Source organism: Sulfurimonas sp. (assembly GCF_019429335.1).
In the GTDB taxonomy this organism is placed as follows: domain Bacteria; phylum Campylobacterota; class Campylobacteria; order Campylobacterales; family Sulfurimonadaceae; genus Sulfurimonas.
The window spans coordinates 19,744-33,133 of record NZ_JAHYJB010000002.1 but is presented as its reverse complement, the minus strand read 5'-3'; the positions used below and the strand labels follow the sequence as shown (position 1 = coordinate 33,133).

Annotated in this window: 13 protein-coding genes and 1 pseudogene; 10 read left to right on the top strand and 4 right to left on the bottom strand. The window is 31.2% G+C overall.

The features are described from left to right. Positions 1-36 precede the first annotated feature (36 nt). Complete coding sequence (prfB, locus tag K0A91_RS01420) at positions 37-1,134, top strand: peptide chain release factor 2 (protein ID WP_295007419.1); 1,098 nt, start codon at positions 37-39, stop codon at positions 1,132-1,134. Here prfB and K0A91_RS01415 read toward each other — a convergent pair. Next, positions 1,112-1,477: a hypothetical protein gene (locus K0A91_RS01415; protein ID WP_295007417.1), complete on the bottom strand. Its 366-nt coding sequence runs from the start codon at positions 1,475-1,477 to the stop codon at positions 1,112-1,114. The genes prfB and K0A91_RS01415 overlap by 23 nt on opposite strands. 264 nt (positions 1,478-1,741) lie before the next feature. On the opposite strand from K0A91_RS01415, the gene K0A91_RS01410 reads away from it, so the two are divergent. The 9 genes and pseudogenes from K0A91_RS01410 to K0A91_RS01370 all read left to right on the top strand — a co-directional run bounded on the left by K0A91_RS01410 (position 1,742) and on the right by K0A91_RS01370 (position 10,036). Continuing rightward, on the top strand, positions 1,742-3,049 hold the full coding sequence (locus tag K0A91_RS01410) for a tyrosine-type recombinase/integrase (RefSeq protein WP_295007415.1): 1,308 nt from the start codon (positions 1,742-1,744) through the stop codon (positions 3,047-3,049). Positions 3,050-3,705: 656 nt separating this feature from the next. Continuing rightward, a complete protein-coding gene (locus K0A91_RS01405) occupies positions 3,706-4,731 on the top strand; it encodes a RepB family plasmid replication initiator protein (protein WP_295007413.1) in 1,026 nt (341 codons plus the stop codon). Positions 4,732-4,810: 79 nt separating this feature from the next. Further along, on the top strand, positions 4,811-5,053 hold the full coding sequence (locus tag K0A91_RS01400) for a hypothetical protein (RefSeq protein WP_295007411.1): 243 nt from the start codon (positions 4,811-4,813) through the stop codon (positions 5,051-5,053). A gap of 131 nt (positions 5,054-5,184) precedes the next feature. Beyond that, positions 5,185-5,379: pseudogene (locus tag K0A91_RS01395) on the top strand (IS256 family transposase); the annotation flags it as partial. A gap of 516 nt (positions 5,380-5,895) precedes the next feature. Then, complete coding sequence (locus K0A91_RS01390; RefSeq protein WP_295007409.1) at positions 5,896-6,435, top strand: hypothetical protein; 540 nt, start codon at positions 5,896-5,898, stop codon at positions 6,433-6,435. After that, positions 6,425-8,389 carry a hypothetical protein gene (locus tag K0A91_RS01385; RefSeq protein WP_295007407.1) on the top strand — a complete coding sequence of 655 codons (1,965 nt, stop codon included), beginning with the start codon at positions 6,425-6,427 and terminating at the stop codon, positions 8,387-8,389. Before K0A91_RS01390 ends, K0A91_RS01385 begins: the two co-directional genes overlap by 11 nt. 61 nt (positions 8,390-8,450) lie before the next feature. After that, positions 8,451-8,963, top strand: a complete 513-nt coding sequence (locus tag K0A91_RS01380) for a hypothetical protein (protein ID WP_295007405.1) — start codon at positions 8,451-8,453, stop codon at positions 8,961-8,963. 75 nt (positions 8,964-9,038) lie between these two features. Next, positions 9,039-9,752, top strand: a complete 714-nt coding sequence (locus K0A91_RS01375; protein ID WP_295007403.1) for an arginyltransferase — start codon at positions 9,039-9,041, stop codon at positions 9,750-9,752. 50 nt (positions 9,753-9,802) lie between these two features. Beyond that, complete coding sequence (locus K0A91_RS01370; RefSeq protein WP_295007401.1) at positions 9,803-10,036, top strand: hypothetical protein; 234 nt, start codon at positions 9,803-9,805, stop codon at positions 10,034-10,036. Between the two features lie 91 nt (positions 10,037-10,127). Here K0A91_RS01370 and fusA read toward each other — a convergent pair whose 3' ends face one another. The 3 genes from fusA to rpsL all read right to left on the bottom strand — a co-directional run bounded on the left by fusA (position 10,128) and on the right by rpsL (position 13,296). Beyond that, positions 10,128-12,218, bottom strand: coding sequence for an elongation factor G (fusA, locus tag K0A91_RS01365; protein ID WP_295007399.1), 2,091 nt, complete (start codon positions 12,216-12,218; stop codon positions 10,128-10,130). A gap of 12 nt (positions 12,219-12,230) precedes the next feature. Continuing rightward, on the bottom strand, positions 12,231-12,698 hold the full coding sequence (gene rpsG / locus K0A91_RS01360; protein WP_295007397.1) for a 30S ribosomal protein S7: 468 nt from the start codon (positions 12,696-12,698) through the stop codon (positions 12,231-12,233). A gap of 223 nt (positions 12,699-12,921) precedes the next feature. Next, positions 12,922-13,296, bottom strand: a complete 375-nt coding sequence (rpsL, locus tag K0A91_RS01355; RefSeq protein WP_295007395.1) for a 30S ribosomal protein S12 — start codon at positions 13,294-13,296, stop codon at positions 12,922-12,924. Positions 13,297-13,390: the final 94 nt, after the last annotated feature.

The window sequence follows — 13,390 nt, the reverse complement described above, 5'->3', positions numbered from 1 at the left end:
ATATAATCGCAATTATACAACAATGGAATAAATTTTATGGATAATTACGAATATACAGAGCTTTTAAAAAACCTTTCAAAAAAAATGAACAATATTACAGATGTTATTGAGCCTGCTAAACTTCAGGCAAGACTTCAAGAGATAGATGAATTAGAAAACTCGCAAGATTTTTGGAACGATGCTGCCAATACCGCAGTTATACAAAAAGAGAAGACTCAATGCGAGCGCAAACTTAAAAAATATAACCTTGCAAAAAATGCAATCAATGATGCCAAAGAGCTTTACGAAATGGCAAAAGAAGAGGGCGATGAAGGTTCTATTGTTGACTGTTTCAGCGAAGCTAAGAGGTTAGAGGATCTAATCCGTACAATGGAGATTGAGGTTCTTCTCAGCGAAGAGACCGATGCCAACAATGTTATACTGTCAATACATCCCGGAGCGGGCGGAACAGAGTCTCAAGACTGGGCCTCCATGCTTCTTAGAATGTATAAAAGATTCGCCGAGAGACGAGGATGGAGTGTTGAAGTTCTTGACTATCAAGTGGGCGATGAAGCAGGCATAAAAGACGTTTCCCTTCTGATTTCAGGTGAGAATGCTTACGGATATTTAAAATCGGAGAACGGCATCCACAGACTAGTCCGTATCTCTCCTTTTGACTCTAACGCCAAAAGACACACCTCGTTCAGCTCCGTCATGGTCTCTCCTGAAGTTGATGACGACATAAACATAGAGATAGAAGATAAAGACATACGCGTAGATACATACCGTTCAAGCGGTGCCGGCGGGCAACATGTAAACAAAACAGAATCGGCAATCCGTATTACCCACATAAAAACAAACGTGGTTGTACAGTGCCAAAACGACAGAAGCCAGCATAAAAACAGGGCAACTGCTATGAAAATGTTAAAATCTCGTCTTTATGAGCTTGAACTAGAGGCTCAAAAAGCACTTGTTGACGGTATAGCGAAGAGTGAAATTGGATGGGGACATCAAATCCGCTCTTATGTCATGCAGCCCTATCAGCAGATAAAAGATACAAGAAGCAATATCGCCTACTCAAACGTAAGTGCCATCCTTGACGGGGATATCGACAAGATGATTGAGGATGTGCTTATTTCTCAAAATCGCTCGTAGATTTCTTTAGAGAATCACTCTTAGGTTTTGGTATAAAACTGTAAGCTAAAAAGCCTACTCCAAAAACTATGGCTAGTATTGTCAAATACTGCACCTGCTTCTTTTGTGCATTTTTTAGCTCTTCAATAAATTTAGAGGTTTCAGGTTTTGGAGCCTGCTTAGTCCTTGAAGAGCTGCCATAAACACTTGCCTCCATCCTTGCTACATTTGCAGCAGCAATCTCATTTTCGCTCATAGCCTCTTTTGGGGTTATCCAAAAAAACAGTGCAAAGCCAACGAGGAGCATAACAGAACCTGCCGTGCGAAAAATAACAATCTTATATTTTATAAATATCTCTCTCATTTTATATACCTTTTATAAAGAAAATTATGTCAAACTTCCAGCATGAATATACTTAAAGAACGAAAATATTGTTAAATTCTTTTTCTAACCTAAACACTCCACAAACTACCATATAGTAGGTATTTGTAAGACTTTTTTCATCATTTTCCAAGTTTCATAAAGAAGCAGTTTAAACCTATATAAACCTATTTAAACCTATTTTATAGGTCAAAAAGGGGTTAAATACTAAAATAAACTTAATAAGACAGATGACAAAGGAATAGTTTGAAAAATAAAAATAAATTCTCTGGTATTAGAACTCAAATTTTTAAGAATGGAACTGTAAATATTATGGTTCGATTACGACATAATGGAACTAAATATAATGAGGTAAATTACACTAAATATTTTGGTTGTAAAACAGAACAAGAAGCATATGACGAAACTGTTTTAGTTAGAAAGAGAATTGACGAGGGGAAAGACCCACTTAATAAATCAAAAGATATTTTAAATGATATATGGGAAGAATGGAGTCAATTAAAATTAGATAGTGGAGATTGGAAACAAGGAACATATACAACATATACAACTCATTACAATAAAAGAATAAGAGAGGTTATAGGGTGGAAAAGAATTAGCCTAATTACATATATGGATGTATCAGATATTTTTTTAAATATGAAAAGGTTAAGTCATTCAAGTAAGAGTTTTATTAAATTAATTTTATACCCACTATTTGAAGAGTGTGTTAAAAGAAAAATTATTCATGAGAATGTTGTTGAAAAACTAATAATTCCTAAAAATAAAGACAAGAAGAGAAAACTTTCAAATATAAGTCCTGATAGTTCATTAGAAATAGTTAAGAAACTTTATAATGCTATTCCTAGATTTGAACCAACTCATAAAAAACATACAACACTTGAAATTCAATCTATGTTCTATTTATTATTGATGACAGCTCACAGAGTTGGAGAATTATCTAAATTAGAATCTCATATGATAGATTTTGATAATACGAAAATCATTAGTCCACCAAAGATAACAAAAACAAGAGATTACTATCACTTTCCCTTTCCAAAAGAAGTTGAAAACTTTTTAAAAAATCAAGAAGGTTTAATTTTTCCAAATGTGAATACTAGAACATTATTGAATAGATTAAACGAATTAGTTTTACTTGCTGGAGTTAAATTTAATGGAAACCATAAATTGACTTTACACGATACAAGAAGACTTATGATGTCAGTTATGTTAGATAATTGTCATATAGATAGTAGATTAGCAGACGAGTGTTTAAACCACCAACAACAAGGTATGATTACTAACTATATTGACTTAAAATACCCTAATGTTGAAAAAGCTTTTTTTAAATATTGGGAAGTTGTTAGAGGTGGAAAAATCACTAAAACAAATGAAGTTCGAAAAGAAGATAATGTTCTTTCAAACGAAGAATTAGAACTTCAAGACTTAGAGAAAGAACTACTTGAATTAGAACTTAAAAAGAAGAAATTAGAAATGATAAAAAAGAAAAAACAAATGTTAGAAGAGATTGAATTACTTGAAAATGTTAAATCATACGAGATAGTTTTTAAATAGTTTGCTATATAATGATTTTTTCTATATACAAAATGTATAAAAAAGTATAGATAAAAAGGTATTTTATGTCAAAAAAAAGACCCACCTCAAAAGCTTAAAAGACCCACCTCAAAAGGTTTTTTTTCTATAGGTAAAAAGGTATAAAACTATAGGTAAAAAGGTATTTTTATTTTATCAACTATAGGTAAAAAGGTATAAAACTATAGGTAAAAAGGTATTTTTTTACTTTTTGAAATCTTCTACATTACCCTAAAAACCTTTGTTGTGAGGAATCACTAAAAATCTCTATTATATATTATATTATAGAGAAGAGAGTCTCTATTATATCTCTACGCAGTCATTTTTTGAAAATGCTTGTTTTTATAAAAACTAAGTATACCTCATAATTTTCATAAATGAAAATTACTCTACCCTCCGATTATTTTTCTTTTCAAATCATAAATGATTTTCATTGAAAAATATATCGTTCCCCCTATTTATATTTTTAATGCCCTGCAGCAAAACTTATATCTATTCATATTTTTTCCACCTCTAAAGAGGTGGATGATTCCTTTTAATCTAGGAGTGATTTTCTTATATTTTTTTAAAAATACCTTTTTTTTTGACTTAGTATAAAAAAGACTTAAAATAGTTTATATAACAAATAAGGATTTAAAATGAATATTTCAAACGGAGATTATGCGAAAAGCAATAAACTAATAAATAGAATGGATTATATGGACGAAAAAAACAATAAGGTATCAATTACATTAAAAGAAGAAAAACTATTGGAATACTTCTTCTATTCACTTCAAAAAAGACATATTATTCGTAAAGAGATAAAAAAAGAAGATTTTTTTTGGACTAGTAAAGGAGTTTTTCATTTTAGTTTAAATGAAGAAGAGAGTAGAACTGAACATCTTTTTTTAAAGACCGAAGAAGGAAATGTTAGTTTCGTTGATTTTGAAATGGATGTTAGACATTTAAAAAAGTTTATGAGAGTTGAAGAAGGAAATTATATTCAAGACCTTGAAGAAGTCTTAGGAAAATTATTTACTAAAAAAGTAGTTTATATTAGAACTACAAAAGACAGCATTGAAAATAGAAATGTTTCTCCTATTAAAAACTTTGTTATTAAAAAAATGAATGTAGAGAAAAAATATAGATGTAATGTTTCTATAGATGTTGAATTTTTATATTTAGCAATTTTTCAAAATGGTCAATTTACTCCTCTAAACATAAATATTGTTAAAAATCTTCGTTCTAAATATTCATTAAGAATATATCAAGAAATAGAAAAAGCATTGAGTTTGAGACACGAAAATTTAACCTTGAGAAGCTTAAAATCCATGAATGATTTTTTTGGAACTACTCATATTATAAAATCTAAAATGGATCAAATTATTCTAAGAACTAAACAAGAGCTGTTATTAAATAAAATGTATTCATTCAAATATGAAGTTTATCAAAATGAATGTAGAGAATGGGTATTCAAAATCACAGATATTATAAAATTATCTGAAAATGACATTATATTTGATTATATATACAATTATTTAGATTTTAGACTATTGACACCAGAGATGCAGGAAGTGTTCAAATTAGAGTATTCAAATGACTATTTGGAAATGATTGATATTGATTCGAAAGAGATTAAAACTGCTACTTCAAGAACGACACATATTCAAAGAAAGCAAAACTAATTTTTTTAAAAATACCTTTTTTTTTGACAAGGTATTTTTATTTTATAAAATATATATATAACAAGTAAGGAATGAGAAAATGAAAACTGAAAAAATACAAGATTTAATTAAACAACTTAAAAGAGATAAAAAAGGATGTATCGAAACAATTGAACAACTTAAAGAACTAATCGAGGAACAAAACAAAAAACGACCAGATGAATACTTAACGGACTTTACAAGTGGAAGAATATCATCTGAAAAATATATGATTGAAAAGATAGATACTTATTTAAGTTATTTGGAGATTTCAGACGAGGAGATAAGATGTTTAAATTCATAATAAAAAAAACTATATTACAGCACAAAAAGAATATAAGAGATATGGAAGAATTGATGGAAGATATGAGATTCCACAGGGAGTGTTAGAAATTTTGTGTCAGTCTGATAGAATTTACTCTAAAGGATTGAACAATGAATCAAACACTTGATTTAACAGATGCACTTGAACAAATTAAAGCAGGTGCAAAAATAGATGGCAAAGATGGAGTTTTAGCCCCACTTATCAAACAACTTACAGAAGCTGTATTACAAGCAGAGCTTGAATCTCATCTTACATCTGAGATAAATAAAAATAGAAAAAATGGTAAATCTACTAAAACTATGAAAAGTAGTTTGTGGTTTTGTAAAAATATTTAATTATATTTTTACAAAACCACAAACTACTTTTACAAAGTTATAAAATATATATAGGTTAAAACCTATGTATTCAAGTCAATTTCATTTTATATTAAAAATATACAACTCCATTCTCAAAGACTTCATATTTCATATTAAAAATATACAAATCTTTATTACATAAATATGTTTTTCTCAATACAAATATTGATTCTTATATTAGAAATATTTAAAGAATAATTTGAAATTATGAATTAAAATTTTTTGTTAGGACAAGAGAAAAGAGAGATAAGAGCATCAGCAGGAAAAGGTATTACTCCGTCCTCAATAAATTGAGTTGGAGAATACGAGGAGGAACTACACTGCGTGGCTTTATTTGACAAAGGTTTTTCTTATGAGATAATAATTTTATAGTTTTCTATGTTTTTCAAATATGGCAAAGAATTGTTCAAATTTTTATTTATCTTTTACTTTTTTAAAATGTATGAATATACATAAGGAATTAAGATGAAAAAGTTAGAAAGATTTAATTTACAAATAGAATATTTAACAGAGATTGACAACCTATCAAAGAAAGAATTTAAAACTAAACATGAGGTATTAAACGATATTTTACAACAACATTTTAATAACAGAGATAATCGTTTATCTAATCATATAGCAAGAGAGATTGAAAATTTAATTTTATTTCAAATAATGAATAAAGACGTTTCAAATAATATGACTATTGAAGAAATCAAACAAGAATGTAATGTAATAAATAGTAAAAAGAAAGAGTATTTAAAAGAAAAAAAAGAGAAAAATAATTCTCAATTTAAAACAGATAAAGAAACTATTGAAGATTTAAAAAGTCAAATTGAACAACTTAAAACTGAAAATAAAACTTTAAAAGAAGAAGAACTATATTTCAATGAAATGAAATCTGTAATCAATTTAGATTCATTAAATAATATAAAAAATGTAGATGAAATGAAAAATAAATGTAGAGAGATAAAGACAATTGTTAGAAAATATGAAGAAGTAGAAGAAGTTCAAAATGAGCAATAATAAGAAACAATGGAACTGGGGAAAAGAAAGTTTAAATCTTCAAAATATAGGAACAGTATTTAAAGATATTAAAAAAGGAGGTAGTTATACAAAAGGTTCTGCAAAGAACTTAGTTCAATATGTTAAGAAAGAAGAAAATTCATTTGAATCAAAAAAATCTATTGACAATATGGACTTGAAACACTTTGTTATTTCTCCAATCAATCCAGAACTATATGAAAAATTAAATGAGGAAGAAAAAAAACTTGTTAAAGAAGAAAGTGAAGCATGGACAAAAAAAACATTTGGAAGATATGGTTTTGTTGCTGGTATAGAAGAAAATTCTAATAAAAAAGGTAAAGGTGTTAAAAAAGGAATACATCTTCATGTTGCCGTGAATGATAAATATAAAATAAACGGTTCTGTTGATATGTTGAGATTGAGAGAGGGAATGACTAGGGATTTTGCTGAGAAATTACCTAAATCTACAAGAGATAAGTTAGGACTTAAAAATAAAAAAGAACAAGACCAATTTTTCAAAGAGAAAAAATCTAATACTCAGAAACAAAATCATTGGAATAAAGTGATGAATGACCCTAAAATGAAAGAAGACATGAGAACTATTCAATTATTAAGTAAAGATATGAAAGGTATTTTTGGAATTATGAAAGTTCAGAATACTAAAAGAACAGATTTAAAAAATATGAATAGAAGACATAAATCTAATATTTTAAAGAATCAAGACGACTTAAAATTAGAGATGAAATGGATTAAAAAATCAAAAGAGAGAAAAGATAATGAAGTTAAATATTTAGATTCAAGAATCAAGAGAGAAGATGAGAAAATGGGTATTGTTGAATCAGAATACAACAAGGAAACTATTCATTTAAAAGAATATTTGAAAGACGAAGAGAAGAGTTTAAATTATTATGCTGATGGACAACATTCTATGTTTAAGAACATTCAAAAGGTTAAAAAGAAGGATGGAACAATCTCTGAAGTTGAGTATCTTAATTCTATTTCTTCAAATAAAAACTATTGGAAATGGATTAAAGAGGATAAGAGAAAAGAGCATGAATATTATTTAGACGAACAAGAGAAAAAGTTCAAAGACCACATGGAGTGGTATAAAAATAATATTAAAAATTATACATGGAATAAAAAATTTTTAGAAGAGTTGAAAAAGAGTGATTCAAAGAGATTAGATTCAAAAAGAAAAGAGTATGGTTCAATTAATGAGGAAAAGTATAGCGTCTTTGAAACATTTATATCAAATATGGACGAAATCACTAAGACTATGGATAAATTGAAAGAAGAACAAGAGAGAAAACAAGTAGAGAAACAGAAGATACAACAAGATATACAATCTAAAAAAGAACAAGTGAAGAAGAAAATTGAAGATTCTAAGTCAAAATTTGATGGTAATTCAATTAAATCAAAAGCAGACGAGGCACATGAAAAGTTTCAATTAGCACAAGAAGAGAGTAAAGAAGCATTAGAAATAAAAAAGAGTATTAGTATTGGTGTAAATATTTTAGAACAAGAGAAAGATTTAATGGGTAAGGAAAATGAAGAGGGATATGATTTTGTTGCTAATACATTATCGAGAGAGAATAATTGTAAAATTCGTGAAGGCGATGGAAAGAATAATGTTGAGAATGAAAAAAGAGAGATGTATATAAATAAGTATTCAATTCAAAGAGAAAAGATATATAAAATAGTTAATAATATAAAAGGAATGACGCAATTACCAGAACGAAAAATCTGGAAACAAATTGACATGAATAAATTTATTGAGTTGGTTAAAGAAGAACTAATAAAAATTATGGAGAGAAAAACTTATGATTTTACGTTAGATATGGGAAATGCTACTAATATAAAAGATATATTGAAAGTATGGTCGAAATTTAAAGGTGGTGGAGAGATTCCTCCAGAGTTTAATTCTGTTTTACAAGAAGATATAGAGTTGAAATAAAAACACGTAATTCTGACGTTTTTTTTACTGTATAATTAAACAATTATGTTTATGGATAACTATGATGACTGAACAAGACAAACTAAACAAAGCAATTTATGGAACTTCAAGTTTAGAATCTTTTTATAGAGAAGAAAATAATGTTTCTAATGGAAATACTCTATTAAGAGATGCTCTATTATTATTTTTTGATTTGACAGAAGAACAACAAGAAGAATTTTACGCAATCATAGATTATAATGAAAATAATAGTGATGTTCCAAAAGAAGATAGACAAGATATTATGTTGAGAATGCTTATAGAGATAAATGAAAGAGGACAAGATGTGACTAGTCAAATTAGTCCATTAGAAAGACAGAAAATAGTTGAAGCAAAAACTATTGTAGATATTGAAGAGTTTACTCTCAAATATGGAGATAGTGAAACAGTTCAACAAGGTTATAGAGAATTGCCAAAAGATAGACGTATTCCATTTATTCAATTAAAGAAAGGTGGAAAGGTTAGATATAGAGTTTTAGAAGTAGATAAATGGATGGAAAATTGGGGGAAAAGTCAAGAATGGAAGAAAAGATAGGTCAAAAAGGGGTTAAAATTGAAATTGTATCTCTTAGAAACCCTATATTATGGGATTATTTTTAACTATTGACATATGAATATACTTAAAGAATTTAGAGTTAATGATAAATGTTCATATTTAGCGCAAAAAGATCAGACGACTCACTACAAAGTCATTGAAAACTGCTCGACTTCCTATTGCCAAGAGTTGATTGAGCACGGATACAGAAGATTTGGAAAAATCTATTTTAGGCCAATATGCACTGCATGTGATGAGTGTAAAAGTATCAAAATTGATGTTAAAAATTTTGATTTTTCCTCATCACAAAGAAGAGTAATCAGAAAAGCGGCAAATATAAAAAGCTACATACAAAGACCTTCCCTCAGCAAAGAGCATCTTGAACTCTTTGAGAAATATCACCTCTTTATGAATGATAAAAAAGGGTGGGAGCATGCTTCATCAAGTGCACAAAGCTACTACAGCTCATTTGTGGATGCGCACAATGATTTTGGATATGAGGTATTATATTTTGCAGAGGAGAAGCTTATAGGCGTTGATTTGATAGATATTTTAGAAGATGGCATATCATCAATATACTTCTACTATGACCCAGAATATGCTCACTACTCACTTGGAAAGCTATCCTTATACAATCAGATAATGTTTGCAAAAAAGAGCAATAAACAGTGGATTTATCTGGGATACTATGTTAAAGATTGCCCGTCTCTTTCATATAAATCGCAATATAAACCATATGTCACACTACACGCCAGGCCGCAACTATATGAAGAAGCAATCTGGAAATAAGAGATAAAGTGATAATTTTTTATTTTTACTTATAATAGATATAATTGCGAATGATTAAAACATTAAGAACTGAACTCATCTACTTTTTTGTTGTTTTGTTGCTTTTGGCGGTTATTCAGCACTCAGATTTGCTAAGTTCACCAATAGCTAGAGTTGATTTGATGCTCGAGAAGCAAAACTATCTTCATCCACTGCTTTGGACAATACCGGTATATGCTGTTGTTCTTATATTTAGACTTATCCTAAAATATATACTTTTTCTAAAAAACAGAAATATAAAATAGTCGATATCAGTTAAACAATAAAATTTTAATTGATGGATTTTTTGTGGAAGTGGGTAACAATACTTCTAAAAAGAAGTATTGTTAATTTAGTCTAGCCGTTTCTCTTTTTAATAATCTCTTCAGATACATTTCTTGGAACTTCTTCATAGTGATCGAATTCCATAGCATACGTAGCTCTACCTTGTGTAGCAGAACGAAGGTCAGTTGAGTAACCAAACATCTCAGCAAGTGGTACAAAAGCGTCAACAATTTTGTTTCCAGCTCTGTCACCCATTGCATTGATTTGTCCACGACGACGATTTAAGTCACCGATAACGTCACCCATATAATCTTCAGGAACTTCAACTTCAACTTTCATGATTGGCTCTAAGATAGCAGGATTTGCTTTTCTACAACCCTCTTTAAAGCCCATTGAAGCAGCAAGCTTAAACGCCATCTCATTCGAGTCGACCTCATGGTATGAACCGTCATAAAGAGTAATGTCCATATCTTCCATTGGATAACCTGCAAGAACACCATTTGCCATAGTTTCAGCACAACCTTTTTCAACTGCAGGGATATACTCTTTTGGAACTACACCACCCTTAATATCATTGTGGAACACAAAACCTGTACCAGCTGCACCCGGCTTGATTCTGAGATATACGTGACCAAATGCACCGCGTCCACCAGACTGTTTTGCATACTTATACTCTTGCTCAACTTCTTTTCTGATAGTTTCACGGTAGGAAACTTGTGGCGCGCCAACTTCAGCTTCTACTTTAAACTCTCTTTTCATGCGATCAACAAGAATTTCAAGATGCAATTCGCCCATTCCTGAGATAATTGTCTGTCCTGTCTCTTCATCAGTATGAACTCTAAACGATGGATCTTCAGCAGCAAGTTTAGCAAGCGCTAGACCCATTTTCTCTTGGTCAGCTTTTGTTTTTGGCTCAACTGCAACAGAGATAACAGGCTCAGGGAATACCATACGCTCTAGTATTACCTTATTCTCTTCTGCACACAGAGTATCTCCGGTTGTTGTGTATTTAAGTCCAACAACTGCAGCGATTTCGCCAGCATAAACCTCTTTAACCTCTTCACGCTTGATAGCATGCATTTTTACGATACGGCCAATTCGCTCTTTTTTATCTTTTGTTGAGTTGTGAACAAAAGAACCAGCCTCTAGTGAACCACGATAAACACGAATAAATGTCAATGTTCCAACAAACGGGTCAGTCATAATTTTAAATGCCAATGATGCGAATGGCCCATTGTCGGTTGATGCAACAACAACTTCTTGTTCTTCATCATCCATCATTGTTCCCGTTATTGGTGCACATTCTGTAGGAGCCGGAAGATAAGCAACAACTGCATCGAGAAGAGTTTGAACACCTTTGTTTTTAAACGCAGTACCTGCAGTCATTGGAACGATATGCATACCGATAGTAGCAGCTTTAATTCCTGCAATAATCTCTTCTTCAGTTAGTTCTTCGCCCTCTAGGTACTTTTCAGCAAGATGCTCATTACCATCAACTTCAGAGATTGATTCAATCATTTTTTCACGATACCGTGCAGCTTTATCAACCATATTTGCCGGAATCTCTTCAACATGGTAGTTTGAACCCATTGCAGCATCTATATCCCAAACGATTGCTTTCATTTTCACAAGATCGACAACACCCGCAAAATTCTCCTCTGCACCGATTGGCAATTGAATTGGAACCGGATTGCCTTTTAAACGATCACGGATTTGAGCTTCAACTTGATAAAAATCAGCACCCGTTCTGTCCATTTTGTTAACAAATACAATCGATGGCACGCCATAACGATTTCTTTGTCTCCAAACAGTCTCAGATTGTGGCTGAACACCGCCAACTGCACAAAAAACCGAAACAGCACCATCAAGTACACGCATAGAGCGCTCAACTTCAATAGTAAAGTCAACGTGGCCCGGAGTGTCGATGATGTTAATCTGCTTACCATCCCATTCACATGTTGTTGCAGCTGAAGTAATTGTAATACCACGCTCTTGTTCTTGCTCCATCCAGTCCATTGTAGCAGCGCCGTCATGAACCTCACCGATTTTATGCTCACGACCTGTATAGAATAAAATTCTCTCAGTCGTAGTAGTTTTACCTGCATCAATGTGAGCAGCAATACCGATATTTCTTACGTCTTCTAGTTTATGTGTTCTTGCCATAATATCTTCCTGTTACCAGCGATAGTGAGCAAATGCTTTATTTGCTTCAGCCATACGGTAAGTATCCTCTTTTTTCTTAAACGCGTTACCTTTATCAGACGAAGCATCCATAAATTCATTTGCTAATCTCTCAGCCATTGTTCTCTCATTTCTTTTACGAGAAGCATCAACTAACCATCTAATTGCTAGAGATAATTGACGCACTGGGCGCACTTCTACTGGAACTTGATAAGTAGCACCACCAACACGGCGACTTTTAACCTCAATAATAGGTTTAATTTTTTCAATAGCTTCATTGAACGTATCAATACCGCTCTTCTCTCCACGAGAACTTACGATATCTAAAGCGCTGTAGATAATCTTCTCAGCAGTACTTTTTTTACCGTCGTACATAATTTTGTTAATAAATTTCGTTAAAACTTTGCTTCCATAAACTGGGTCTGGCATTATTTCACGAACGGGAGCTTTTCTTCTTCTCATTTGTAATTTTCCTTACTTCAATTTTTTTTAAATTTACTCAAAATATATCACTTAAGATATATCCTGTGTTAGCTTAATATTTTTCAGCTTTTCACTAAAACATAATTTCAAAATGAAACTAGTTTCATGAGCCCACTGCTGAAGTGAACTTAGCGTTAGCGCAGTGAAACGGACTTGTTCGTTTCGCGTACTAATAAATGTCTAGGTTCCTAAAAAATAGTCCCTATTTTTTAGGACGTTTTGTTCCGTATTTAGAACGAGAAACAGTACGGTTAGCAACACCTGCAGTATCAAGTGCACCACGAACGATATGGTACTTAACACCAGGTAAATCTTTAATACGACCACCACGAACTAGAACTATTGAGTGCTCTTGAAGGTTGTGACCCTCTCCCATGATATATGAAATAACTTCAAAACCCGAAGTCAAACGAACCTTTGCAACTTTTCTTAAAGCCGAGTTAGGTTTTTTAGGTGTTGTCGTGTAAACACGAGTACAAACACCACGACGCTGTGGACATGATACGAGAGCAGGTGATTTTGATTTTTTAACCACTCTTTGACGCTCTTTTCTAATCAATTGATTAATTGTAGGCATACAATTCCTTTACTTAGTTTTCCAGTAGAATTTAACTCGCTATTTTTTATGGAGTTATAGACGCGTAATGTTACAAAAAAAGTGATTAAAGTTA